Consider the following 26,589-nt stretch of genomic DNA (forward strand, 5'->3'; position numbering starts at 1 on the left):
AGCTGTTTCAGTAACGGATTACCATGTTCTTTTCTGGCCATAACTGTAAACCTCCATTGGTGTTAAGTGGTTAAAATAATCCATACACCAACTATTCTGAGGTTTACACAAATTTTTCAGCACTCTCTGGTCATACAGAATCCATAAAAAAATATGAACCAGGGGATATCGAGGTATTCGAAAAATGGATTGAAAGAGTGTGCAACACGCTCTTTATTCACTGATGATATCGGCAATCAATGTACCAGCACATAGTATTTTTTTCATTTTCATTTTCCTTCGTTCTGCCTGTTCTCATGTCTGAAATGCTTCCCCAGCCCCAAAAGCACCTCAGTACCTCTCCCGACCTCTGACCTGACCTCAATAGTAATAGACAACCGGTCAGCAAGCTCTTTTACCAGGTAGAGGCCGAGGCCCGTACCTCCGCTCTCCTTTTTGGTAGTAAAAGCAAGATTAAAAATCTTTGATAACTGCTCTTTCTGAATACCGCATCCTGAGTCTCTTATTACCAGTACGTTACTGTCCATCTCTATCTGAATTTTACCGGTTTCATTTATGGATTCAACGGCATTGGAAAGGAGATTCATGATAATCCGGGAAAACGCTCCTTTGTTGGTTTTTATTTCCAGACCGGGAGGGAGATTCAATTCATAGGAGATATTTTCACCTGTCTTGTTCTTAAAGATTTCAATAATCGGGGCAAGAAAGGAATGAAGCTCTATAGTTTCAACTGAAAAGCTTTCACCATGGAAAAGAGAACGCATTGTATTCACTATACTCTCGATACGGGAGACATTTTCTTTGATAAATCCAATGCTTTTTGTCAGGGTATTGTCTGATGTATTGACAAGCTCCTGAGTACTTTTCTCTATTACATAGAGAGGTCCTCTGATTCCGGAGAGGGGATTGAGGATTTCATGGCAGATTCCGGCGGTTAACATCCCGACAGATCTGTATTTTTCCAGTTCGAATGTCCGACTTTTCAGGGCATTGTACTCAAGTAAAGAGCAGATCCTTGCTGTGAGCAGGTCCATTGTAAATGGTTTCGGTATATAATCGATAGCCCCGCTTGTAAGGCCTTTCAGCTCCTCGGAAATTCCGGATTTTGCGGTGAGGAAAATAAAAGGTATGCCTTTCATTTGATCATTTTCTCTCACTCTTTTAAGAAGCTCATAACCATCCATGGTATCCATCATGACATCAGAAACAATCAAATCCGTGTTGAATTTACCGAGAAGATCAAGCGCATCTTTACCGTTTGACGCGCAGAGGACATTGTATTCAGGGATAAGTGATTCCCTCATGGAGAGGATCAGCTCTCTGTTATCTTCGACAAGTAATACAGTTTTCTTATTGCAATCTATGTTTGTGTTTTCAAAAGAAGGATTGTCTGTAGTGATTGTAAAACTGGAGGAGATCTTGAAATCCGAGAGAGAAAGAGATTCCCCGTTGGGCCCTGATGGAATTTTTACAGTGAAACAGGTCCCTTTCTCGTCACTTTCAAGGGAAATTTTCCCTCCCATACCCTCAACTATGCCTTTGACAATATAAAGACCCATACCCATTCCCTGAGTATTCCCTTTTTTATGGGAGATCTGGTAATACTTGTCAAAGATATGCTGCTGCATTTCTTTTGGAATTCCATTACCTGTATCTATGACCTTGATTTTGATAAAATCTGTACTGTCTGCCGCCTCAAGCTCCAATCTGATTTCTCCGCCTCCGGGTGTATACCTCATGGCATTGTCAAGAAGGTTGTTCAGTATCCGATCGAGAGCATACACATTGGAGGTAACCTCGACTCCAGGGCTTAGTTTTCTCACCAGACGGATTCCAAGGGATGCTGCTGATGGTTCCACCAGGTCTGCAGTGTCATTTATATAATCGGTCAAGTTAATCCTGTGCATCTTTTCATACACAAGACGACCCTGTTCAATCTTTTCCGTATCGAGAAAATTGGTCATATCCCGGACCAGTTTGTTCACATTCTTTTTTACTATCAGAAGATCTTTGTCGCAGGGGTTCCGTGAGATGAATTTGTCGAGATAGTTTTGAATAAGTGTGGCAGGTGTCCTTGTTTCATGGGCCAGGTTTACAAAGGAGCTTGTTTTTTCTTTTATGGCAATCTGCAGCTCTTTGGTACGCGCATCTACTCTCTCTTCAAGATGAGCTTTAGTGGCTATAAGTTCATGATGTTCATCGTTGAATTGTTTTATAAGAGCAAGAGATGAGGATATTGCCATGATTATCATGCCTATGGTTATCACTAGCAGTTGCTCGGCGAGGGGATAACCTCTGAGATACATGATCGGAAATATTATGTAGGAAGAACAGTATGCAATTGAGCTGATACTTATTATCTTTTTGTTTCCATCCCGTAAATGTTCCTGTCCTTTACTGAAAAACACTGCAAGCATCAGTATCCACAGCCCTGCACCCGGAGGAAGGGTTAAAATGACGATTGCTTTGATCGGTGTATATGCATCACCTGACAGCAGGTACCAGATATAGCAAGCCGAGATGAAAATTATCATCGATACAGTATACAGGTAAACGTACTTTCTGATCTTTTTAAGGTCCAGAGCGGTATTTATAAAGTAGAGCATGGCGCAGATGGCAAAAGATGAGGATGTGTACTGGGCGAAAACTACCAGATGTCTCAAGTGGGGACTGCTGAAAAGAGATGTGCCCGGGAGTATACCCTTTACAACAGTAATGTAGGCACATGATAGTACCAGAATTGTGTAATAAAGATTATTTCTGTCGTTTTTTCTACCGGCGTATACAGAAAAATGGTGAATAGCCAGAGATATGTAGACACCGCATAAAAAGGTATAGAGAATTTCGAATCCGTTCATCTTCTTTGAAGTGAATCCAATTCAGGTTTAATGTTCGAAATGTACGTATTGGCAAGATCAGATTTGTTCTGAATTATGGAAAATGCTGCCTTTTCTCCTGAGATCAGGGCGGAGGTGATTCCGATTCCCCAGTTTTCTATAAGCCCGGACGCCTCTCCGGCATAGATCACGTTCCCTTTACCAAAGAATAGACAATCCGGCTCCATTCTATATTCTATGCAGCACCTTTCATCTCTGATTAATTCCAATTCAGGATCATATCTCTGTTTTAAAAAATCAAACCATCTCTCGAAATATCCGTCATATTTTCCAGTCCATCCGGTGCCGATAAAAAAGAGATCATCTTTAAAGTAAAAGAACGAGAATGCATTATCTGTGAATTTCCTGCTGATATTGACATAGTAAATACTTTTATCACATTCAAAATGGCCCCTGTATACTTTTTGAATGCCGACACCTGCATTTTTAGACAGATAATTTTTATCCAGAATTTTTCTCAACCTGGAATTAGCTCCTGTTGCGCAGACAAGGTATTTGCATCTGAAGGTGCTTTTTTTTCCATCAGTCAGGACATCTACAGCTACCTTATCCCCGATCTGATCGAAAGTTTCTACTGTACTATTACCAAGAAATTCAGCATCGGATTTTTCCAGCAGCCAGGAATCGAATCTTTCTCTATACAGGTTCAGGAATAGATCATATCCTTTGACACTGTTATAGTTCTTGCCTGTGCTGCTCCATTGAAATTCTATCTCTCTGTTGTTACACAGTATGCTTTCAGGTATTGGACCGAATATCCTCTGAACGGTGGATACTGCTTTGCTTGTGAGAAAGCCGCAGCATGGTTTTATCCTGGGAAAGTTTTTCTTTTCGATCAGCAGGGGAGAAATTCCATTTTGTGAGAGGATTTTTGCACAGGTTGAACCTGCCGGCCCTGCTCCGGCAATGATTACATCGTATTCGTCTCTCATGAGTTAAATAACTCTTCTCTGTTCCCGTTGCCGGGAGAGAACAAGTGGTTTTTTTTCAGTTCCTTTACAGATATTCCCATGTTCTTCAATTTCCTGGACAGATTACTGACCTCCACACCAAGTACATGAGCTGTATCTGTCAGGCAGTAGTTGTTTTTCTCCAGTTGATATTGAATGTACTGTGTTTCCAGTTCAGAAAGAGTAAATGACTGATTAAATACAGGCCGGTTTTCCTCTTTGGCGCCGGCTCTGATATTTAAAATATCCGATTTCCTGATAATGGAATCATCAGTGAGCAGATATGCCTTGTATATAAGGCTTTTCAGTTCTCTTACATTTCCCGGATAATCAAGAGAAGACAGGTACTCCAGACACTCTTTGTCCATCTGTTTTGTAATCCGGCCCTCATTGTTCGCGATTTCCGACAGAAAATAAGCCGATAAAATCGGGATATCTTCCCTCCGGTCCCTCAGTGGTGGGATGTAGAGGGATAGAATATTGAGCCGGAACCGCAGATCTGATCTGAATCTGCCGGTTTTGATCAGGGAATCCAGGTTTTTATTTGTAGCAGAGATTATGCGTACATCCACTCTCTCCGGTTCAGTGGAACCAACAGGCGAAATCTCGAAGTCCTCAATGGCCCTCAGTATTTTGGCCTGCTGGTTTAAAGGAAGTTCCCCGATTTCATCCAGAAACAGTGTCCCTCCGTCAGCCAGTTGAAATTTACCGGGTTTATCGATTAATGCTCCTGTAAATGCTCCTCTTTTATGCCCGAAGAGCTCTGATTCAAAAAGATGCTCAGGGATGGCGGAGCAGTTTACTTTTATCATCGGTTTATCGGCTCTGCTGCTCAGGAGGTGAATAAGATTGGCGATTATCTCTTTTCCTACCCCGCTTTCACCTTCCAGAAGCACATTGGCATTTGATGAAGCGTATTTGCGGGTGAGAGAAAGCACATTCTGCATCTGAGAACAGGAGTGGATCAATACGGTATTTCTCTGATGGAAAGCGTTGCTGAGCGATGCAATCTGAGATTCAAGAAGAGAGTAGTACTGCCTGTCTGCCCTCTCTTTTTGCAGAGCAGAATAGATTTCCTCAACCATTTCATGCAGTTTCTCAGGATCAAATGGCTTATTGACTATTTTGTGGAAAAGTTCATTATTGATTCCCTTTTCCAGAATCTCACGGGTGGAGAATGCCGTAATAAGCACTGCCTTGTAGGAGGAGAGATACTTTTTTGCCTCATAAAGGAGTTCAAGCCCGTTAATCTCCGGCATCCTGAAATCCATAAGAATGATGTCGAATTGATTCCCTGACCGGAGAGCATTCAGAGCCTCTGATGATCTGGAGCATGCTGTTATATGATAATTTTTTAGAATGCTGGAAAGAGTAAAAACTATCGCTTCTTCATCATCAACAATCAGTATGTGAGGTTTTTGCATAATGACTATAAGCTGTGAGATTGTCCTACCTTAAGGTTTTGGCGGGCTCAGGATTAGCGGGAAAGGTAATCCGAGTATTAACAAGCAGTAAAATAATAAAGGGGCAATCAAAGAATAAAGTCTTATCAATATGATAACACCTCTTTTATCAATAGGATAACTTTCCTCCTTTTTATAAACCTGAAACCTGTTTTTTTTAATTTTTGCCCCTCAAAAAAATTGGCATAGATATTGATTGGTTATCCCGCAGAGGTGTTTTAATAATATTTACCTGAAATAGTATGAGGGCTAAAGTAGGAAAAAGGTGGATTCAGGGTAGCTCCTGATCCACCATTTTTTTTTGTTATCCAAAGCACTTTTACCACTACTTCTTTCCTTCGAAAAGTAGAATTCCGGAATCAGTGTTTCTGCGTTAGGAAGCCTGAGTGTGATTCTCTGAAAGTCTACACTTCTGCTCCGCTCAACAACCGGGAGCTGAAACAACCGATGCCTATCTGTTTCTCTTTTTATACTCCAGGTACTCTCTCAGCACCGGAATATCAGCAGGTGCCCAGTCGAGATTTCTCGATTCTGATGCAGTTATAAAACGCACCTGTGAATGCTCAATCGGAAGTATAATACCAGTATTGATTCTGCAGATAAAGGGGATTAATTCGATGGAAATCCAGGGGTAATCGTAAACCACAGGACTCAGTTGATTTTCTATATCTATTGTTGCTCCCAGTTCCTCTCTTATTTCTCTCCGGAGCGCATCCTCCGGCTTCTCTCCGCTCCTTACTTTTCCCCCGGGAAATTCCCAGAGTTCTGCGTTTGTCTGGTTCAGATTGCGCTGTGCAGCCAGAAACTTGTTATCCTGTTCAATGATAGCGCAGACAACGGGAATTCGTTTATTCTGGTTCAACTCTCACCTGTATTGTACCGGAAAACCTCTCCGGGAGCTGGAAAATGCACATTTCTGAACCCTTTACTCCTCAATCCATCCCTGAGCGGTAAAGCCTGATCCGCATCACCATGTATCAGAAAAATGTGTTCCAGCCGTTCCGGTGAATTGAGTCCAACATAGTCAAGCAGGTTACGCCTGTCGGCATGTGCGCTGAAAGCATCCATGACTGTAGTCTTGCACTTGACTGTATGCTCCTCTCCGAATATCCTTACAATCCTCTGTCCGTCGATAATTTTCCTGGCGAGAGTTTCCCTGGCTGCATACCCCACGAAAAGCACCAGGTTTTTAGGGTTATGCACATTGTTACGCAGGTGATGCAGGATCCGGCCGCCTTCGGCCATCCCGGAACCGGAGATTATTACATGAGGGAATGTTACCGAATTGAGCCTTTTCGACTCCTCGACATCATGTACATACGATAATCTCCGGAATCCAAAGGGATCCTCATTATCGACAAGGTAAATTCTTTTTGTTTCTCTGTCAAGATAGTCGGGATAATTACGGAAAACTTCGGTTGCTCTGCATGCCAGAGGACTGTCAACGTAGACCGGCATGTCCGGGATTCGGTTCTGGTCAAAAAGCTTGTGCAGCACATAAACGAGTACCTGAGTGCGTCCAACCGCAAAAGAGGGGATTATAATTTTTCCTCCGTTGGATGCGGTCTCACGGACGGCTTTTGCCAGTTCCTCCTCGACATTGTCATAGCTTTCGTGAAGCCTGTTTCCGTAGGTCGATTCCATTATGAGAATGTCAAGTTCACGGAGGACGTTTGGATCGTGGGTAAGCGGCATTCCTGGCCGGCCGATATCACCTGTAAAACCAAGTTTGTAGGTTTTCCCGTTCTCGGTAATCTCAAGGTGTATGCCGGCTGAACCCAGTATATGCCCGGAATCCCTGAACATTGCCTCAACACCTGGTGCAATTGTGAAGGCACGGTCGTAGTCAACTCCCACAAACAGCTCTATTGCTGCATTTACGTCTTCTATGTTGTAAAGAGGCGGAATTTCCGGCTGATGACTGCGTCTTCTTATGCGGTTTACCCACTCAAGATCTTTCTCCTGAAGATATGCTGAATCCCTGAGCATGAGTTTGCATAGGTCAATGGTGGCGGGTGTGGTGTATATAGAGCCTTTAAAACCCTTTTTTACGAGATTGGGAATGTTGCCGCTGTGATCAATATGGGCATGGCTCAGAATGACCGCATCGATTTCTGCAGGATTGTAGATAAAATTCTGGTTTTTTTCATAGCTCTCCTGTCTTCTCCCCTGGAACAACCCGCACTCCAGAAGGAGTTTTTTACCATTTACACTTATCAGAATCTGAGAGCCTGTAACAGTCTGAGCGCCGCCGCAAAATTGAATCTGCATAAAGAAATCCTTCCATGAGGAGCCGCACGGTTTTACTGTACGGCAGTTTTGCCCTGCTTAAGAGTATCTGTTCTAATTGTATACTGCCGAAGTGTTAAGTACAAGGGTAAGGTTGGGGGGGATGAAACTGTCGTAAAATAGTGCAAGCTACTAGGGACGAGAGTACGAGAGTACGAGGGTACGAATGTACGACATCACGACAACGTGATAACACGAAAGAAACGACGGGACGTAAAAACGAGTGTAAGACATTGCAAGGGAAGATAGAGACGGGAAAGAGGACGTTTCGATACCGATTCCGATGCCAATACCGACCCCGAGGTGAGAGAGGTCGGGTTAGTACTTGTCAGGAAGATAGGTTTCCCGAAGGTGTCTTCCGCCATCAACGAATATTATCTCTCCGGTTATAAACTCATTGGAGGCCAGAAAGACGGCTGCTTCACCGATATTTCCTGGATTGCCATGCCTTTTGAGTGGTATGGTTCCGGAGAGTTTCTCAAGGTAAGACATTGGCTCTCCGGGCGGAGGGAGGATTAATCCGGGAGCTATTCCATTTACTCTGATCTCAGGAGCATAGGCCAGGGCTGTGATTCTGGTAAGGGCAGTTAGAACATGCTTACTGAGGATATAGCCGGTGTGGTTCAGATCGTAGCTGGTTATGCGCTGGTCCAGAAGATTAATGATGCAGCCTCTTTTAATCTCCCGGGCATACGCACGGCTCAGGGAGAATGGAGCCCAGGCATTAATTTCGATGTTGTTTACCAGGTCTGCAAGGGCAAGATCATCAATTGTGGATTTGGTGAAAATCGAGGCATTGTTTACCAGAATATCAAGTGATCCGGAGAGCTCCAGACTCTGTTCTATAAGCTTATCCGATTCGAAACGGGATAGATCAGCCTGTATGCTCCATGACCGGACACCCATTCTGTCAAGCTCAGAGGAAAGCTCATCAGTGTGCCTCTTTGAACTGTGGTAATGAATTATTATGTTGACCCCTCTTTCCGCCAGAGACAATGCTATTTCCCGTCCAATACGAACAGCTGAGCCGGTTATAAGAGCAGTTTTCCCGTCAAGAGACTTTTTCCCCATGGATCTCCTCCTTGCTCTCTTAAGGAGGCAAAAATTGTGCCCTGGAGGTATTCCTGGTCGGGGTCGGTATCAGGTGTGGGAGAGAGAATTCTGTTTTCTTTAAAGCCCGGTTCCACCGGGCTTTACTTGGCTAGAGGCGGCATTAATGCCGCCTGTTTGCGAAAATTTTCGATACCGATTCCGACCCCGATTTCAGAACAAATGTTGTCTATGGTTATGCAGATTTTTCTGTGTTTCGGGACACTTATTGGGAATGAAAACAAAGTGATAATATTGTCGCTTTTTCCCCGAATTGCTATTTTTCTTCCAGTTTTGTACATTTAATCCAGAGGTACGATGCAGGAATTAAGCGAATTCAAGGCGAATTTTGATCCAAACAGTTTTCTGGGGAGAGAAATCGCCAATGTTACACTTGTAGAGTTGCTTGGTCGCGGGGCGATGGGTGCGGTTTATGTCGCGTTCCAGAAATCGCTGAAAAGAAAAGTAGCACTGAAGATCTTTCCCAAGGCAAGTTCGAATCTCAGCGACATGAGAGTTCTGTTTCGTGATGAAGCTGAGACAGTTGCGGTGTTGAATCATCCCAATATTGCGCCTGTGTTTGACATGGGAGAGACACCTGATGTGCTTTTTATCATGATGCAGCTTATTGTGGGAGAGAATCTCCGTTCATTGATCCGCCGCCACCTGCTTCATCCTCTGCCCTCCCGAAGGACAGTACCTCTTAATAAAGTCTTACAGATTATGATCCAGGTTCTCGATGGTCTGGATTATGCCCACAGGGAAAATGTCATCCACCAGGATATAAAACCTGCCAACATTATAATAGAGGAGCGCAGCGGAAGACCGGGTATTGTAGATTTTGGAATAGCCAGAACCGAGTTTTCCGCAAATGAGCATTCAAGATACGTGCTGGGTACACCTCTTTACATGTCACCTGAGCAGATCACCGGAATCCAGACTGACTGCCGCTCAGATATCTACTCTGCCGGGATGGTGCTCTATGAGGCACTTGTCGGCAAGATTCCGGTAAAGACATCCTCCCTTGATCAATTACTTGCCCTGAAAGCATCCAGTACCGAATCGATTTTCAGTTGCAATCCGTCAAGCAGTAGTGAGGTTATCGATGATGAACTCGAGAAAATTATTCTCAAAGCAACTGCTCCAAGGCGTGAGGACCGGTACCAGATCTGTGCAGCGTTCAGAGAAGATCTTAAAAAATACGCCTCAGCCCGGATGCTTTCGGTATTATGAGCAGAGGGAGATAAAAATGGATCAGAAACAGGCTGAACAGGTTGCCCGCCTCTTCAACGTGGTTTTCAACAGCGCCTTTCTCTACGGCGGATCTCATCCGACAACTCATAAAAATATCACTCTCTTCCACGAAATTCTGGAGAGTGAACTCACGGCTCTTCCCTTTATTTCACTGATAGTCGACCGGGAGAGCCTTTATGTGGAAGAATGGTGCATGGATAAAATTATCAATGTTAAACGTATTGTTTCTCAATTGACAAAATGCGAAATCATGTCGCTCAGCTTCTCAAGAGGAGTGAAGGCAGATGAAATCCGGGAAATAATCCGGTTAACAGGAGACAGCAAGGAATACCGTCCGGCAAAGGATATCGAGAAGGAACTCGCTGCCGCAGGAATTTCGAATATCAAGATAAACTACATAAAAATCGGGAAAATAACCGCTGATCAGGCTCTGGTTGACAAAGATATGACGGTCGGGGGCGGTACATACGATGCGGAATCGGTGCAGGTGACAACATCTTTGAGCAGAAATGCCCTGCAGCAGATCGAGCAGGTATTGACAATGGCAAATCTCGTCGATCAGCCCCGGAAAACCGCCGTCATGCTGAGTGAAGCCGCCTGCAATCCTGAAACATCGGATGAGGCATTAAGATCAATCGGGAATCTGCGCAGTGAAATCAACAAGGCAGGCCCACTGTCTCTCGATGTGCTTCTGGAGGCAGTATATGAACTGAAAGTGGATCTTGCAGAAACTATCGAGGTGCAGAAAACAACCGGAAAAATCCTCTCCACTGCAGATCCTGTCCGGAAACAGGTAAACGAACTGACCTGCGATATAATCCTTAAACTTGTCAAAGAAGAATACCAGCAGGGAACACTTCCGCTTAAAAGGCTTGTTCAGATTGTCCGAAGGATGCTTCCTGATATTTCAGAACTCAAAGAACTCCTTCCCAGACTCAAAGAGACTCTGCTGGAAGAAGGCATGTCTCTTGCCGATTACCTTCAGTTTATAAGAGACCTGGATCTTGAGCTTGAAAGCGAAGCCATCGCGGGTTCTCTCAAGGATGCCGCTGAGAGTATTGGTGTTACTGTCAAGGATATAGTCTCTGCTATAAAAGCCGAACCTGAAGACAGCGCTAAACTTATCTACCTGGCTTCGGAGATAAGACGGGGCACAGGCAGTGATGAAACGCAACTGTCGAACCTGCTTGCAGATTACATTGAAAAAATCAGTGTCGAAGTTGCGATGGATTCAGGAGAACTGGCTAAACCTCAGGGAAGCAGGATACTTAGAAGAATACTGATGCAGCTTGAAAACAGTCTTATCGATAAACTCAAGAACACAGGTATAGAGGAGCCGGTACTTATCAGTGTGAAACAGCAGTTGTCAAGCCGATTCGAATCGGCTTTCGATGAAGCAGTATTGAAATATATCAATGACAACAAAACAGAAAAGGATTCATCACCGGAAGAGATTTCCAGAAAAATTCTTAACTTCCTCGAGCATCAGGACCAGGTTTCACGACTCCAGAGATCACTTGTTGAAAACCTGAAGGAAAAAGGGTTCGATACAGACCGGATAAACCAACTGCTTAAAAGACTCAGCAAAACATCATTGGAAATAAAACGGGCGCTTCCACCGGGAACACTCTATTCCAATAACATGCTGTTTTTGCTTGACCGGGAGATGAAGCAGCATCAGAGGTATAAAACCCCTTTTTCCACCATGATGATCTCTGCGGTAAAAATCATCTCTCAAAATGGAGCACGGTCTCCTGCAAAAGATGAAATTGTCAGGGTTATTCCACCTCTTTTTCTGGCAGTTAAAGAATTACTGAGAGACATAGATCTGATCGGATTTATCCAGGAGCCTGAAACAGGGGTGATTTTTGTGCTGCTTGCCATGACCGACAGTACAGGAGCCGGAGTAGCAAGAGAGAGATTGAGACAAAAGATAAATAATCTGCAATTGACAATTGATGATCAGGTCTGTTCCATCGAACCGGCTATTTCCATAACAATCCCATCCGATGAGAAACCGTTTGATTTGAAAGTGTTTCTGGAAACGGCAAAGAAAAACCATCTGGAAGAGATAAGGGCCAGAATAGGGAACCATGGGAAATAAACCTTTGAGTATTCATGCGGAGAATACTGAAATGGAGATACTATGTTTGCCCGTCTTTTACTGCTCTTTCTGCTGATCCCACTGATTGAGCTTTACGTTTTAATAAGAATCGGTTCATTTATCGGAGCTCTGAATACAATCTTTCTTCTTATACTGACAGCAGCCACTGGTGCCATACTTGCCAGAAAACAGGGAATGAACACTCTGTGGCAGATTCAGCAGAGCCTTTCAATGGGGAAAATACCCGCCGGGGAACTGCTTGATGGTTTACTGATCATTTTTGCTGCGATACTTCTGATTTCACCGGGAATAGTCACAGACATGATGAGTTTTCTTCTTCTTATCCCGTTTACCCGCAGGTTTTTCAAGAGGTGGATTAAGAGGAGAATGCAGAACTGGATTGACAGAAAAAATGGAATGACACCCGTTTAAGGGTACGACATAACGACAATACGACAGCACGAGTGTACGACAATACGACAAAACGACTGCACTCAAATGCATGTAAACCCCGATAAATCGGGGTAATAGAAAACAATTAGATTTCATTTTCTTGCAAGCCCGGTTCACCGGGCTTATCCTGGCTGGAGACGGCATTAATACCGCCTCTTTTTATGTCAACACAGAGGGGGTGGCAAAAGCCCCGCCTGCGCTAAGAAACTACGGCAGATCAGGCAGTGGGAGACTTCCCCCACCTTATCTCTTAAATGAAAAAAAATGTACTCTGCAAATGATGTTTATACTGGTTAAAATCCCTTTTCGATTACGATTACAGGCACGAGCACAGCTTTGCTGAGCACATGAAAAGTCATCGAGAATCTGGCTAAGGAACAAACGGTTCTGGATTACTCTCCGGAGATAACCGAATTAAAACAGGTGATACCGATTCCGATTCCGAAACCGACCCCGATCTGAAGAACAAGTACTAACCATTAATTTCTAATCATACCCAGAGTTCTCTGTAATCCCAGGCATACTCCTCAAAAGTCCTGGGCTCCCGCTTGAGGATTTCTGCAAGATCAGGCCGCACCTCCTCACACCAGCCTTTTCTTGCAATTTCATATAATCCAATCATTATGTCTGCTGCATCCTCTGACCATCCCGCCCTCAAGAACTCCCTTTTGGCATCATTGTGTGAAACAGGAATATAGGTGACAGTTTTTCCTGAAACTTTGGAAAGAATGTGAGCGATCTGGTAATGATCAAGTGCTTTCTTTCCGGTAAGCACAAATATGCGGTTTCTGAAAGATGAATCCATCAGACTGTTTGCCGCTGCTTCCGCAACATCTCTACCATCAACAAAACTTACCCGCGCCCTGTTTGCCGGCAGATGAAGCAGGCTGCTTGATTTAATGAAGGAACCGGCCAGATTCCCGAAATTCTGCATGAGAATGTTTGGACGAAGTATCGTATAATCGATTCCGCAGGACTGAACGCATTTCTCTGCAATAGAAAGAGGGGTCTGGTTTAATTCACTTCCTATTGAGCCGAGGCTCACAATCTGATCTACTCCCATTCGCTTCGCTGTATCCAGGGCGGGTATCAGAAGTTCATCAATCCTGGGGATGGAGATCGGTGTAGCCAGAAAAAGGCCGTTAATATTCTCAAATGCTTCCTGAAATGTCTCAGGCTTATTGTAATCAAATAACACTACCGGACACCCTGCGGTGTCCAACTGAGTCGCTTTCACTACATCGCGTACACCGATCCTGACACAGATACCTTGCGAGATCATCAGTTTTATCATTTCCCTTGCTACTGTGCCGGTGGCACCGGTGATCAGGAAATTCCTCTTCATATTGTCCTCCCTTGGACTCGTTCCTTAAAAATTACGGAGACTTATCTGCACTTATGAAGCGGAAAAGGTTGGCATATCGTTTGATTCTTTTTTCAGAGTCGCATCCATGGAGGTATGTTCGAATGAAAAGTAAAGTAGCAATTTCTCATCAGGCCCGGATAAGCGAAGCCATAGAGGAATCGTGCGATCTGCTGGGAGATCATTCTTCTTTATTCAACGGAAAGCATGTTGCAATCAAACCCAATGATACCTGGGCTACTCCATCGGACCTGACAGCTTGCACGCAGGCAGATACCGTAAGAGCGGTTATCCGCTATGTAAAGCGCTTCAATCCGTCCATTATTACAGTCAGCGGCGGGGCAGGAGCAGCGGAGACAGCCGATGTGTTCAGGTATCTGGGAATTGATAAGGTGATAGAGGAGGAAAAGGTAAGGTTCTTTGATCACAACAAGGGTCCCTTTCAGGCTGTTGAACTGAGTTATGGACCGATGCATGAGGTAATGATAAACCCTCATATCCTGGAATATGATGTTCTCATCTCTCTTGCCCAGCATAAAGTACATGATTTTGCTATGGTCACTCTCAGCATGAAAAATATCGCGATGTCATTTCCGGCAGCCGATTTCTACGGTCATCCCAGAGAAAGTTATGTTCATAAACACAGTATCTTCAGAGATATTCAGTCGTTTATAGCAGGAATGTGCAAGCGTTTTCCTATCGACCTTGCCATAATCAATGGACATCCAGCAATGACCGGAAGAGGACCTGTCGGAGGAAATGTGTTTGAATCGGACCTGGTAATCGCATCGATGGATTTTGTTTCGGCAGATTCAATAGGGGCAAAACTTCTGAATATAAACCACGTAGACCACATAATCGAGGCTGAAAAAATCGGCCTTGGCAAAGCAGATCTGGAATCAATTGAGATTGTAGGGGTTCCTCTGAGAGAGGCCATAGCAGAGTTTTCCAGGAAAATGTATTCCTGAATTCCAATACAGCCGTATCCTGTTTATCAAGCTGTTTTTTAGCTGTACTATTGTGCTGGTTTTCTCCTTCCCATCTATTCATGTCCGAAAAAAAAAGCATCCGCTTAAGTTTTTTTATGGTCTGGTGTGCACTCCTGATAAATCAGGGCCTGGTAGAGTGGCTGATTCAATTTTTTTTACTGGAAATTATTGCAAAAACCCTCATTCCATTTGATGTCAGAGTTTATTTTCAGGGGGGCTTTTTCAGGAAAAACGGGTTACAGGCATGGATGAATTAGCTGAATTTATTGAGGAAAGAGATTTAAAGGGGCTTCGCCAGTGGCTTATTGACACAGGCACACTGGAGATTGCTGAAGCGCTCACCCGTGTTGATCCTGAATACCGTGCTCTATCCTTTCGACTCCTTCCCAAAGACCGCTCCCTTGATGTCTTCGAAATGCTTGATACTTCGTATCAACAGGAGATCTTAAAGGCACTCCGTGAGAGCAATGTCCGTGATATCCTGGAGAACATGGAACCGGATGACAGGGCGAAGCTGCTCGATGAGATGCCGCCACGATTGGCAAAACAGCTCCTTGAGGGACTCTCTTTCAAAGAACGCCGTCTGACCTCAATTCTCCTTGGATATGCAGAGAATTCTGCAGGAAGGATCATGAGTCCGGAGTTTGTCGAACTGTGGAAAGATATGACTGTTGAGGATGCGATTGCCAAAGTGAGGAGGTCCGGAAGGGGTGTTGAAGCTATCTATTCTCTTCCTGTCACAACCGGAAAAGGGGAGCTGATCGGAACGATCGATCTTGGTGACCTTGTCATGGCTGATCCATCCCAGAAGGTTGGTGAAGTTGTCACAGAGGAAAATTATTTTGCCAAAGCTGACCAGGATCAGGAGGAAGCATCAAGACTGCTCCTCGAAACAGGACTTGCTGCATTGCCTGTTCTTGATAGTGAAAACCAACTTGTGGGTGTATTGACATTCGATGATGCTATGGAAGTCCTTCAGGAAAGCGATACCGAGGATATCTTCCGTATCGGTGCTTCCGAACCACTTGGCACACCTTACTTTTCGGCATCACTTTATAAGCTTACCCGCAACCGCGCAGTATGGCTTCTTGTTCTTGCTTTTGCAGCTACTCTTACTGTCAATGTCCTCAACATTTTCCAGGTAACTCTTCAAAATGCGATAAAGCTCTCTCTTTTTATTCCTCTTTTGATAGGAATAGGGGGAAATATCGGGTCCCAGTCTGCAACTATCATTATAAGGGCAATGGCTTTGGGTGAAGTTTATTTCTCTGATCTGTTGCGTGTACTTGCAAGAGAGGTAAGGGTTGGTTTTCTGCTGGGATTAATTATGGGAGCCATCTCTTTTCCGGTTGTAGGGCCATTTTTCGGATGGGATATTGCAGCTGTGCTGGCTGCTTCATTGTTGTCAATAGCATCACTGGCTGCTTTTGCAGGCTCGATTCTTCCCATGTTTGCTAAACGCATCGGAATTGATCCGGCAGTGATGAGTGCCCCTGTTGTATCTACACTTGTCGATGCCTCAGGTTTGGTCATTTATTTCCTGATAGCGAGAATGATTCTGGGGATTGGATAAACAGGTTCTGACAGGAATAGAAAAGGACACTCTTAACCAGAGTGCCCTCTTCCGGAAAGTACTTATTTTTTCCTGAAATGACGGCTTAACATGTACAAGCCAGAGACTCCTGTGATCATTAAGAGCACAACTGAGGGCTCCGGGACAGAACGTCTGGGCGGTTTTGGTGGCTTTGGTGGCTTTGGTGGCTTTGGTGGCTTATTGGGCCCAGGACCTTTCGGTCCACCCATAGCATAAAGCTCATCTGAGAAATCCGCATTGACCACAAAGGAGACTTCTGTCTGTTGTGAACGCAAGCCGGCGTATTCAAAATCACCTTCTGACCAGGGGTTTGCATACGTCATGGCAGCAGAGAAGATAAGAGCCAGAAACGCAGAATAAAACACACTTTTCATGAAAACCTCCTTAGGGTGAGTCAATTGAACCATTACGTGTTTATCTGGTCAGGTTTCCGCGCAAAGCACTGATACCTTCACCCTCAGCCTGTCAATGGGTGTTATTGTTGACAAGCCTTCACTTACGGTTGTCAGACAGAACGCATTATCCTGAGCAGTTTTCAATAGAATGTAAATGCATAGTCTGTGCCATCTCTGAACACTTCATCTGTTCTTTTTCACTGCTCTTTGCAGAACAGGAGTCTGGATCGCTTTTACTGCCTGTTCGATTCCGTCCTGAAATTATCCTTGACAAAAAAACAAGGACAATAAGTAACGCCGGGTAGACCAGAGGCAGAAGAAGCACATCAAAGGGACCATGGGTGTGAAACCGTTCGGCTTTATAATTCCAGAATCCTATCAGTGTTATTCTCAATATGTTGAAAACGACCGACAGAGGGACTGACAGAAGAATAAGCAGCAGCCGTCTATAATATTTATCAAGTTTTATCCAGGCCAGGGGAAACGCAAATGCCAGAAGTGCCACTGTCTGGTTTATCCCTGAGCAGGATTTATTGACATCTAAAGTTACATTCGGAAAGATAAGCGAAATCCCCTGCATCTTTACATTGAGACCGCAGATATGGAGAAGAAACCATGAACCAACTGTGCTGGAAATCTGAAGGGCTCTTATCAGAGCAGGAGTAATCTCGGGAATTATGATCAGAAAAAAAACCAGGTAACCTGTGGGCCACAGAAGAAATGTCCCTCTTTTCCATCCCAGAAGCGCATAAAAAACACCGCTGAGAAACAGGAAAGGGGAGAGTTCAATCAAAAACAAGGGAAGAAAATTGTTGCCGATAGAGCCTTGAAGCAAAGCAACCAGACACATCGTCGCTCCCCCAATGATGGCACTTTTCTCCCGCTTAGCCTCTGATAATTCATCTCGTCTGATCCAGAGCATTAAAAGAAGGAATGGAAAAACCAGAAGTATCCAGTTATTCTGTTTTGAAATTTTATCGGCCAGAAGTATCACAGGGCCGATGAAAGAATAAACCGCCACGGCAAGAATTGGACAGAAGAGTATAAGTTTTGCGATCATAACCCAATATTGTGCATCAAACATGCCACTCTGTATTTTGAGTTTATCTTCTAATTACTTGTTATCAGGGATGAATAGTGAAATGGAGGCTGGTGATGAGAAAGTCGGTTATATTTTTAGCTTCGTTGCTTATGATCACAGGATCAGCTTATTCCGGAATGTCATATATCAGAACAGGAGCAGGTTTTAACGTCAGTCTGGTGGTTCCCGATGGTCGCCTTCATCCTACTTTCGGGTGGGGGGGGCTTATGGACCTGGGTTTTAGTCTGGGTAATGCCGGGGAGCTTCATTTCTTCCCGAATATAGAATTCTGGATCTCCGGTGATGAGAGGCCGGGAGTAGATGAGACCTGTTTTGAGATGGCTATAAACGGTGATGTTCGTTACTATTTCCCTGTCCCGAAGCGCATAACGGTCAGGCCCTATGGGGGAATGGGCTTGGCGGCGGTATATGAGTACCAAAACTTGGAATATCTCAACGGCACAGATCGCGATTACACCGATATGGGTGTGGCAGTCAATTTCATGGGTGGAATCGATATCCCATTCACATCATCTATCACGGGTTTTACGGAAATGAAGGGAAAGGTGGGGGAGGGAAATGAGGTGATAAAATTTACATTTGGTATGAAATTCCTCTTTTGAGAACCTGTTCTCATTGTTTCAGGAACTTCAGTAGACATGCAGGACAATCCCGGTTACATTCTCTGGCTCTCACGGGTAGAAAAACAGAGAGTCAAAACCAGAAAGTGAGCGTAAAAGAGACTGCCGAAAGTATAAGTGATGTAAGCGCTGCCCTTTCGAAAGTCTTTGCTCTGTTGAACGTGTTTTCAAACCTCTCCGGATGATTAAAGAAATCTTCTCTGCCTAGTTCCATGTACTTTGAGTAATAGTATCTTTCTGCGGCAAAGCAGGTAACTGCACCCAGGCCGAAAATCGCTGCTGGATAGATAAATTTGGAGGTATAGAACTGTCGTTTCCGCATTTCCAGAAGGTAGGTATGAATTCCAGGCTTGCTGAGATCGAGTCTGCGGTGCACCGGTTCATATCCATCGAGTTCACCTGTGATCTCCATGTTTCCCACCGGCAGTATCCACTCTAACGGTGTTGACCCCTCCAGCCCGGATTCTCCCCTTATTCTTACTCCTTCGGGTGCGGACTGGATCCTTAAATGGCAGACATATTCGGTCCTGAGATTTTCTATTGTTTTCTTTACAAGAACAGATTTGAAGGTGGAGATTTCACCCGGTTCGTAGACAAGGGAGATCAGAGGGTTTTCAAACACCTCTTTTTGCTGAAATAGCTCAATACTCTGAAGTCCGATCAGCAGGACTGCAACAGAATCGGAATCAGGATAAAAAAGAGAGACATTCATCACAAGGTCGTTAATTTTTGAGCTGTCAGTGAGCACATCCGGGCTAAATACTGTCAGGCAGTAGCCGATCTCTTTGAGAGGATTCTTCAACTGTTCCATGAAGTCTGCAGAGAAGCCGCTGCCGATGTTGTTGATTACAGATACATCGCAGAGATAATGGAGCGCTTTTTTTCCGGGGCCGCAATCATTTGGAAATGCCTGAAAAGAAAAAGAAACAAGGAGAAGAGTAGCGAGGCAAAGGGAGAATTTTTTGCTTTTTACTTGCATTATCGGGATCTCATATAGCTGTTAACTGCCTGCAAGTTAATATACTTATGAATTCACCTTTTATCAAACTGCTTCCTGATTTTGTTAAAGCAGATTATCCCCACAACCACGTTCACTTCATCGATTACGATACAAATAAAATTAAATATCTTTTTCCACATTTAAATCACCGTAATCAGCCTAATCAGCTTAATCAGTGATCGTCAGATTGCATATTTAAGAAAAATCTAAGTATTTTCATATATTGAGAAATGGAGGGCACTCTGCATTCATTAAAGCGTTTCAGTACACTGCTGGCTCCGCTGGTTCTTCTTTCATTTTTCTGTATCAATCGCGATAATCCCTGGGACCCGGTTAACAGTTGTCCAGAAGTGCTGAAAAGTGAAATTATCAGTAGACAAACTCCGGCAATTGACTCCTCACTGAATGCAATTCTCTCCACAGATTCCTCATGGAACAGTCTGGCTTTTATTCTTGACAGTATCAGCCGGATAAACAACTCTATCCTTAAATCCAATCCCGTCACAGCGAAAACTGTCGACTCTCTGCGCAAGCATAACAGAAAGATCGATTCCCTGAACCGTATCACTACCGAATGCAGCCTTATCGATACTCAGAATCTCCTCGACACTCTGGATTTTCTTGTTGAACTGCAGGATACGCAGCTTTTTGAGGAGTGCAGGAAAGTTTTCAGTATCGAGTCTCTTAAAATCGCAGCCCTGATATCATCGGGAAACCAGGAGTGCACTCCCCACGGGGTTTACAGCAAGAAAACGATAGATTCTATTTTCGCAATGATGGCACCTGTTACCGGTAAATGGGACTCTCTGCAGAAACGATGGCAGGGCTACGGGCAGGAGATGAAAGATTCAAATAGGCTCAGTATCGACATTTTTAACCGTCAAGTACAAATAGACAATCATACTATAATATCCTATAATAGATCCCGGTTGATGCAGATCGCCTATTGTGGCAAGGAGTTACACTCCGACCCGGAATCTTTAAAAACAATAATCCCCTCTCTCCAGCCGGGTGATACTCTTTATCTGGACAGCATAAAGATCACATCACAGTTCTCTTTTCTGAACGTGGGAGACAACGGAGGACCGCCCATAGTCGTTATCGGTTCCCCTTTTATGAATACAATTATCAACCCGGCCGGATTTTTCCTTACCGAAAGCAGGAATATCCGCTTTTACAATCTGATATTTGCCGATGGTGCAAACAGCGGTGTAAAACTGGAATTTAACTGTGACCGGATTTTGTTTGAAAACTGTGTTTTCCGCAATAACAGCCAGCACGGTGTTGAGGCTATTCAGAGCAATGTCGAACTGCGGAACTGTATCATTTATCACAACAGTGGTTCCGGTGTCAGAATTCAGGGAACCCATTCGGTTGAGCATGGGCTGGTGGCAGACAATATTCTTGTCGCCCATAACCGGGCCTATGGAATAAATTCCATTTCTGCCGCTATTATGCTTTCAAATGCTACAATCTCCGATAATGGCCTTGATGGGATAAGGCTTGAGGTAGCCAACAGGCCGGTTACAATTGCCAGATCACTGTTGACTTTCAATGAATACTATGGAATACGCAGGGATCCTTCGGAGCCGGGCCTTGGATTCTTTACAACTCCCAACACCGCTTTTTTCGGCAACAAGGCGGGAGTGATGATGGCTGACAGTGTGTATCTTAAACTGAATGAACCATTTATCAGTGAAGATCCCCATTATCTTAACAGGGATGAAGATGAGTATATGATAGGACCTCAGAGCAATCTCTCCGGCATGGATATTGGATATTCAAAATGAAGGGGTAAAAAAGGAGATATCATGAAAAGAGTGGGGCCGCATGTTCACACTACCGGCGGGGTTTTCAACGCACCTCTCAATGCGGCTGCCGTAGGGGCAACTGCTTTCGGATTATTTACAAAGAATCAGCGGCGATGGGATGCCAAACCACTGGACAACCAGACAATCGATGCGTTCCGGAAAAATCTCTCCGACTCCGGATTTCTCCCAAAGCATGTTCTGGCTCACAACAGCTACCTGATCAACATCGGCCATCCTGACAAGGATCTCCGCACCCGGTCACTCAACGCTCTGATCGATGAACTCAACAGATGCAATCTGCTGGGACTCCCCCTGCTCAACATTCATCCAGGAAGCCACCTTAACCTGTGCACTGTCGATGAGTGTCTTGAGATTATTGCTGCCTCGATCAACATTGCTCTTGATAAGACAGAAGGGGTTACCGTGGTCCTGGAGAATACCTCCGGACAGGGATCCAACGTGGGATTTATCTTTGAACACATAGCCGAAATAATAAGAATGGTACATGACAAGTCGCGGATCGGATTTTGTCTGGACACATGCCATACTTTCTCTGCAGGCTATGACCTGCGCACAAAGGACGCTTACGAAAAAACCATGAATGAAGTTGATAGAATAATCGGTTTCAGGTTTCTCCGGGGAGCACACCTTAACGATTCCAAAGCTGCTCTGGGGAGCAGGCTGGACAGACATCACTCGATAGGGAAGGGGGAGCTGGGGACTGATGCTTTCCGTTTTATTATGAATGATCCCCGTTTCGAGGAGTTGCCTCTGGTGCTGGAGACAATAGATGAGTCGCTCTGGGCCGGGGAAATTGCCATGCTTTATGAGATGGTCTCACCATCCTCAGAACCCTGAAAACACTGACTTTTCTCCGGTTGTCCGGCGCAAAATATTAATTGTTTTATTTGTGAATCAATGTTATATTACTAATGATTTAACCTTGGTAAATAAGGGCTTTTTGGAACCGGAATATGCTCACAGGCAAAGAGATAATTCTTAAAAAAACCGGAAAATCTTCTGATCTGTACCTTCTTTATTCTTCATCGAAATCCTGTTCGCTTTACTTCAGAAAACCAGCTCCTTTTCATATAGAACAAAATGTTTTTAATGTAAAAACACGGAGGGGTCCGATAAAATCTGTATCTGAATAAATTCAGATACAAATAAGAATAAGGAATCTTATTTCATTAAATAATCAGGAAATCATTTATTCAGGAAAATCAAGGCTGGATCCTCGTGATCTGTTATACGCATCTCAACCTAAACAAAAGGGGTTCTCATGAACAAAGGTGATCTGGTTGCTGCAGTTGCAAAGGATCTGGGCGGCTCAAAAGACGCTGCGCAGAAAGCGGTCAATTCCGTTCTGGAAAACATCAAAAAGAACGTGAAAAAGGGCGTAAATATCATCGGTTTCGGTTCTTTCGGTGTTTCTACACGTAAAGCCCGTACCGGCCGCAATCCAAAAACCGGCGAAACCATCAAAATCAAAGCCTCAAAGAACATCAGATTCAAAGCCGGAAAAGCCTTCAAAGACATTGTCAGATAAAAACAACAAAGAGCCCGGAAATCCGGGCTCTTTGTTTATTAAACCCCGAAGAAAACACAGTTTATCTCAGGGTAAAGTAGAAGGTCGCTCCTTTGCCGGGTTCACCGCTGGCCCAGATTTTTCCTCCGTGTCTCTGAATGATCCGCTTTACTATCGTAAGCCCGATCCCTGTACCCTGATACTCTTTCCCGGAATGAAGCCTTTTGAAGGGAAGGAATAATTCTCCTGCTCTCCCAATGTCAAATCCTGCCCCGTTATCTCTGATGAAAAAAACATGCTTACCCTCCAGCACAAATTCCCCGAATTCTATAAAGGTCTCCGGATTCTTCTCCGTGAATTTCCAGGCATTTCTCAACAGATTCTCCAGCACTATCATCATAAGCTGAGCATCCGCCATCGCTCTGACATTTTCTGCAACCCTGAATTCCGCCTTCCGGCCGGGTTCCTTTCGGATCAGGGAATCGAGTATTGTATTGACTGTTTCTGACAGGTTGGTATCAGTGAGGGAAATCTCACCTGTACCAGTTCTTGCCAGACGCAACAGATCATCTATCAACTGGAACATCCTTTCTGCTGATGTCAGTATCTTGTGGATGTATTCCCTGCCCTCACCCCCCAGTGTCTCAGCATACTCATCCTTTAACAGGTTTCCGAACCCGTTAATGACCTGTAAAGGTGTTCTGAGGTCATGTGCCACTGAATAGGAAAATGCCTCCAGTTCCTCATTGGCCACCATCAGATCTTCTCTGGCTTCACTGAGCTTTTCATAGGCGCGGGCGTTTGATACAGCAAGTGAGATCACATTGTTTACGGATAATGCAAAGTTGAGATAGTAATTGCTGTACTGTGGAAAGGCGAAATTCTCCATGATAATTACACCCATTGGTTCATTTCTGCGCCTTATCTGAATTGCAAAACCGTCCCCTGAATCGGTCCTGATATACTCTGTCTCCATTCTAACGACTCTGGAAATGAAATCTTCACTAATCCTGACCGACCCCGGACAGAATACAGGTTTTCCGGATTTGTGGTCTGCCAAAGGTATGTAAATGAGAGCTTTCGGAGCGCATACTGCATTAAAGAGCTTTAAGATATTCTCTATTACTACCGTCTCTGAGGACATTACGGAAATCTCACCTATCAGGTCCAGTGCCATGGCGAAATCAGCGATCTGCCGTTCGCGATACTCCAGATCCTCAGAATTTCTCTTCCTCTCCTTTCTATTCCTCCACTCCAGAACTATCTTCGATAAAAAGAGACGGGTATAGCCAAGACCAACAGTAACCCTGTTAAATGGAATGTCAAGGAAAGCGGAAAATGCCTCCATCTCTTCCTGGGCGTTTTCGCCTGCTCCGGTATCCAGCCATAAAAGTTTTTTGATTGACTGAGAATACATCTCCCGGGCTGTATCCCGTTTGAGTCTCAGCTTTTCCATATTCTTTCGCCAATTGGACAGCATACCGGATGATATCAGATAAAAGCCTTTGCTGAGGTAATCTGAAATGACTTCAGGGGAAGTATACAGCTCAAAGCAGCTTGACAACCGTACAAGTGTGCACTGCTTTTCCAGTTCGGTTCCTGTTTCTACATTTAGTGAATAGTCAAAAATGCAGATACAATCAGAACTCCCAGCCTGCTCCCTGATAGTCCTGATGATTTCATCGGTTCCGGTTTTCATGGGATACAGGCATGATACAGGGAGCCGGGCAACTTCCACATCGTCAAGCTGTTCCGTCTTTGCCGCAGCCTTGACCTCCGGGAGATGATTTTCACAGATAAAAATAAAAACTTTCTCGCTCATTTTCAGATCCAGTCCAGAGGATACCGTCCCCATTTGAAAACAGCATCACTGATTGCTGAAAGCGTTTCCTCCTTCACCTGAAGAGGAATCTCGCCGTGGGAATCTGCCAGTATAAAACCCCCGCCAATCCCTGCCCTTCTGATCAGTTGCTTTACTTTTAATTCGGCTTCATCTCTGGTCCACCTGCGCATCGAGATTCCATTGAGATTTCCCACTACAGCTATTTTCCCTCTGGTTGCCTCCTTTATTTTCCTTATATCATCTTCACTGCCGACCCCCACGGCTTTTGTTCCTGTCAGAGAAACCCTGTCCAGAATAGAGAGACAGCGCCCTGATGAAAAATGGGTGCAGACAGGTCCCTTGATACGGGAAATGGTACGCCGGGCTACCTCAAACCCGGTACGGAGATAAAGCTCCCCTGGGATAATCGTCGTTGATGACACCGGATCGAAATAACAGATCGCAGTCGCACCTGCATTCAACTGAGCATTAGCCCATGCAACGCAGAATTCTTCATTGACACGCATCAATCCGGTAAACATCTCGAGGTTTTCATAAATCAACTCCAGATACCTTCCAAACCCCATCTGCATTACCGGAAGAGAAAACGGGGACATCACAACCCCAAGAATGGGTACCTCATCGCCGGCTTCTGCTTTGAGGATTTCTATTGATTTGAGCACTCTGGTAAGGGAATGCTGCTGTGAGATCACCGGAACCGCCAGATCGTTAATCTGCCCGGGGTCCCTGATAAAAGGCTCTCCCGCATTTGCCGGTCCGTTTTCTCTGAAGATAACCTTCCCTCCCCAAGCCTCAAATTCTATTGCCGAGTAATAAAAAGCGTATAGACAGTCGTGATGGAACCTGTTTCTCATGCGTAATTGTGCTTCAGCGACATTTTCCGCCCGCGAATAGTATTCCCTTATGGGCAAGCCCAATTCCCTGGCGCCATGCAGTGACAGCAATAACAGCAGTGGAATACGGTCAGGTTCCTGAAGCTCTATTGCGGAAGTGAACCTTTGCATCGATGTCATTTCGGGTTTCATAAATCTGATCTCAACTGGATTCAGCTAAAAATTGTAAAACAATATCTATGGCATCTGATGCGGTCCGCCCCCCCATATCCGCGCCTACTTCTTTCCATAGCTGTGGATCGAGCCGGAAAGGCGCACCACCCACTGCAATTTTTACCTCTTTTCCGGCTTTTATAAACCCCTGCTTGACATCCTTGACCCGGAGTGCGGATGGAAGCATAAGCACAGAGATCAGGAGCAGCCTTATGTCATCTTCCAGAGAGCGTTTTATCAGATCAGGAACCACCATAGTCCCGTAATCACGGATCTTGTATCCGATTGAGTAGAGAAATGAATAAACAATCTGCTTTCCAAGCAGATGATAATCCTCAAGCGTAACAATGGCAATCTTCGATTGAAATGAGATGTTACTGTGGTTTAAGGGGAAAAGCCTGCTGATTAATTCCTCGCATATACGCCCGCTCATATAGTACTGTGACAAGGCTATTTCACCTTTTTCCCATTTCTTTCCAATCTCTTCCAGAACAGGAACGATAACCTCCTCAATGCTGCTTATCAGCCCGCTTTTCTGAGACGCTTCCTCGATTACCTCCCTTGCCCTGATCCTGTCAACGGCTAATAGGGCCTTTTGAAACCTTTCTGTAACAGAAATGTCCGTTGCCACATTTTTTCCTTTTTTAATGGAGCTGCGTGATAAAGCCATTTAAGAAGCTGCGAAAATTGTGCCAGACAGGTAATGATGCCCAGGGGCGACAAGTGTTCCTTACAAGCAACACCCTCACCTCCACGTCATTTCTGCGAAAGCAGAAATCCAGGCGACTGATAGAGTATC

22 protein-coding genes are annotated in these 26,589 nt (G+C 44.5%); 9 read left to right on the top strand and 13 right to left on the bottom strand.

Going from position 1 to position 26,589, the window contains the following annotated elements; genetic code table 11:
• Positions 1-269 precede the first annotated feature (269 nt).
• From GX089_10945 to GX089_10970, 6 genes are all read right to left on the bottom strand, one after another.
• Positions 270-2,858, bottom strand: coding sequence for a response regulator (locus GX089_10945; GenBank protein NLP03004.1), 2,589 nt, complete (start codon positions 2,856-2,858; stop codon positions 270-272).
• Positions 2,855-3,829: an NAD(P)/FAD-dependent oxidoreductase gene (locus GX089_10950; GenBank protein NLP03005.1), complete on the bottom strand. Its 975-nt coding sequence runs from the start codon at positions 3,827-3,829 to the stop codon at positions 2,855-2,857. Before GX089_10950 ends, GX089_10945 begins: the two co-directional genes overlap by 4 nt.
• Positions 3,826-5,271 carry a sigma-54-dependent Fis family transcriptional regulator gene (locus GX089_10955; protein ID NLP03006.1) on the bottom strand — a complete coding sequence of 482 codons (1,446 nt, stop codon included), beginning with the start codon at positions 5,269-5,271 and terminating at the stop codon, positions 3,826-3,828. The genes GX089_10950 and GX089_10955 overlap by 4 nt, the downstream gene beginning before the upstream one ends.
• Positions 5,272-5,761: 490 nt before the next feature.
• Positions 5,762-6,172 carry a (deoxy)nucleoside triphosphate pyrophosphohydrolase gene (locus GX089_10960; GenBank protein ID NLP03007.1) on the bottom strand — a complete coding sequence of 137 codons (411 nt, stop codon included), beginning with the start codon at positions 6,170-6,172 and terminating at the stop codon, positions 5,762-5,764.
• Complete coding sequence (locus tag GX089_10965; GenBank protein ID NLP03008.1) at positions 6,169-7,581, bottom strand: MBL fold metallo-hydrolase; 1,413 nt, start codon at positions 7,579-7,581, stop codon at positions 6,169-6,171. Before GX089_10965 ends, GX089_10960 begins: the two co-directional genes overlap by 4 nt.
• 336 nt (positions 7,582-7,917) lie before the next feature.
• On the bottom strand, positions 7,918-8,670 hold the full coding sequence (locus tag GX089_10970; GenBank protein ID NLP03009.1) for an SDR family oxidoreductase: 753 nt from the start codon (positions 8,668-8,670) through the stop codon (positions 7,918-7,920).
• 336 nt (positions 8,671-9,006) lie between these two features.
• Between GX089_10970 and GX089_10975 the strand changes: the two genes are divergently transcribed.
• From GX089_10975 to GX089_10985, 3 genes are read left to right on the top strand one after another with little or no spacing between them, the layout of a single operon-like run.
• On the top strand, positions 9,007-9,921 hold the full coding sequence (locus tag GX089_10975; GenBank protein ID NLP03010.1) for a serine/threonine protein kinase: 915 nt from the start codon (positions 9,007-9,009) through the stop codon (positions 9,919-9,921).
• A gap of 16 nt (positions 9,922-9,937) precedes the next feature.
• Positions 9,938-12,046 carry a hypothetical protein gene (locus tag GX089_10980; protein NLP03011.1) on the top strand — a complete coding sequence of 703 codons (2,109 nt, stop codon included), beginning with the start codon at positions 9,938-9,940 and terminating at the stop codon, positions 12,044-12,046.
• A 42-nt stretch (positions 12,047-12,088) separates the two neighbouring features.
• Positions 12,089-12,478 (top strand): FxsA family protein, encoded by a 390-nt coding sequence (locus tag GX089_10985; GenBank protein ID NLP03012.1) that lies wholly within the window; start codon positions 12,089-12,091, stop codon positions 12,476-12,478.
• 511 nt (positions 12,479-12,989) lie between these two features.
• Here GX089_10985 and GX089_10990 read toward each other — a convergent pair.
• Positions 12,990-13,844 carry an SDR family oxidoreductase gene (locus GX089_10990; GenBank protein ID NLP03013.1) on the bottom strand — a complete coding sequence of 285 codons (855 nt, stop codon included), beginning with the start codon at positions 13,842-13,844 and terminating at the stop codon, positions 12,990-12,992.
• 122 nt (positions 13,845-13,966) lie between these two features.
• Between GX089_10990 and GX089_10995 the strand changes: the two genes are divergently transcribed.
• Together GX089_10995 and mgtE are read left to right on the top strand one after the other, a co-directional pair.
• Positions 13,967-14,830 carry a DUF362 domain-containing protein gene (locus GX089_10995; GenBank protein ID NLP03014.1) on the top strand — a complete coding sequence of 288 codons (864 nt, stop codon included), beginning with the start codon at positions 13,967-13,969 and terminating at the stop codon, positions 14,828-14,830.
• Between the two features lie 265 nt (positions 14,831-15,095).
• Complete coding sequence (mgtE, locus tag GX089_11000) at positions 15,096-16,424, top strand: magnesium transporter (protein ID NLP03015.1); 1,329 nt, start codon at positions 15,096-15,098, stop codon at positions 16,422-16,424.
• A 62-nt stretch (positions 16,425-16,486) separates the two neighbouring features.
• Here mgtE and GX089_11005 read toward each other — a convergent pair whose 3' ends face one another.
• Both GX089_11005 and GX089_11010 read right to left on the bottom strand, forming a co-directional pair.
• Positions 16,487-16,852 (bottom strand): PEP-CTERM sorting domain-containing protein, encoded by a 366-nt coding sequence (locus GX089_11005; protein ID NLP03016.1) that lies wholly within the window; start codon positions 16,850-16,852, stop codon positions 16,487-16,489.
• Between the two features lie 112 nt (positions 16,853-16,964).
• Positions 16,965-17,900 (bottom strand): exosortase/archaeosortase family protein, encoded by a 936-nt coding sequence (locus GX089_11010; protein NLP03017.1) that lies wholly within the window; start codon positions 17,898-17,900, stop codon positions 16,965-16,967.
• Positions 17,901-17,995: 95 nt separating this feature from the next.
• On the opposite strand from GX089_11010, the gene GX089_11015 reads away from it, so the two are divergent.
• Positions 17,996-18,544, top strand: a complete 549-nt coding sequence (locus GX089_11015) for a hypothetical protein (GenBank protein ID NLP03018.1) — start codon at positions 17,996-17,998, stop codon at positions 18,542-18,544.
• A 91-nt stretch (positions 18,545-18,635) separates the two neighbouring features.
• On the opposite strand, the gene GX089_11020 is transcribed toward GX089_11015, so the two are convergent.
• On the bottom strand, positions 18,636-19,541 hold the full coding sequence (locus GX089_11020; GenBank protein NLP03019.1) for a PEGA domain-containing protein: 906 nt from the start codon (positions 19,539-19,541) through the stop codon (positions 18,636-18,638).
• A 251-nt stretch (positions 19,542-19,792) separates the two neighbouring features.
• Between GX089_11020 and GX089_11025 the strand changes: the two genes are divergently transcribed.
• The 3 genes from GX089_11025 to GX089_11035 all read left to right on the top strand — a co-directional run bounded on the left by GX089_11025 (position 19,793) and on the right by GX089_11035 (position 22,922).
• Positions 19,793-21,352: a right-handed parallel beta-helix repeat-containing protein gene (locus tag GX089_11025; GenBank protein ID NLP03020.1), complete on the top strand. Its 1,560-nt coding sequence runs from the start codon at positions 19,793-19,795 to the stop codon at positions 21,350-21,352.
• 21 nt (positions 21,353-21,373) lie between these two features.
• A complete protein-coding gene (gene nfo / locus GX089_11030) occupies positions 21,374-22,231 on the top strand; it encodes a deoxyribonuclease IV (GenBank protein ID NLP03021.1) in 858 nt (285 codons plus the stop codon).
• 424 nt (positions 22,232-22,655) lie between these two features.
• The gene (locus tag GX089_11035; protein NLP03022.1) at positions 22,656-22,922 is read left to right on the top strand and encodes an HU family DNA-binding protein; all 267 of its coding nucleotides are present in this window, start codon (positions 22,656-22,658) and stop codon (positions 22,920-22,922) included.
• 61 nt (positions 22,923-22,983) lie between these two features.
• Here the strand turns inward: GX089_11035 and GX089_11040 are convergent, their stop codons facing one another.
• From GX089_11040 to GX089_11050, 3 genes are read right to left on the bottom strand one after another with little or no spacing between them, the layout of a single operon-like run.
• Positions 22,984-24,723, bottom strand: coding sequence for a DUF1638 domain-containing protein (locus tag GX089_11040; GenBank protein NLP03023.1), 1,740 nt, complete (start codon positions 24,721-24,723; stop codon positions 22,984-22,986).
• 2 nt (positions 24,724-24,725) lie between these two features.
• Positions 24,726-25,769 carry a methylcobamide--CoM methyltransferase MtbA gene (locus GX089_11045; protein NLP03024.1) on the bottom strand — a complete coding sequence of 348 codons (1,044 nt, stop codon included), beginning with the start codon at positions 25,767-25,769 and terminating at the stop codon, positions 24,726-24,728.
• Positions 25,770-25,779: 10 nt separating this feature from the next.
• Positions 25,780-26,421, bottom strand: coding sequence for a cobalamin-binding protein (locus tag GX089_11050; protein NLP03025.1), 642 nt, complete (start codon positions 26,419-26,421; stop codon positions 25,780-25,782).
• Positions 26,422-26,589: the final 168 nt, after the last annotated feature.

Source organism: Fibrobacter sp., assembly GCA_012523595.1.
Taxonomy (GTDB): Bacteria; Fibrobacterota; Chitinivibrionia; order Chitinivibrionales; family Chitinispirillaceae; genus JAAYIG01.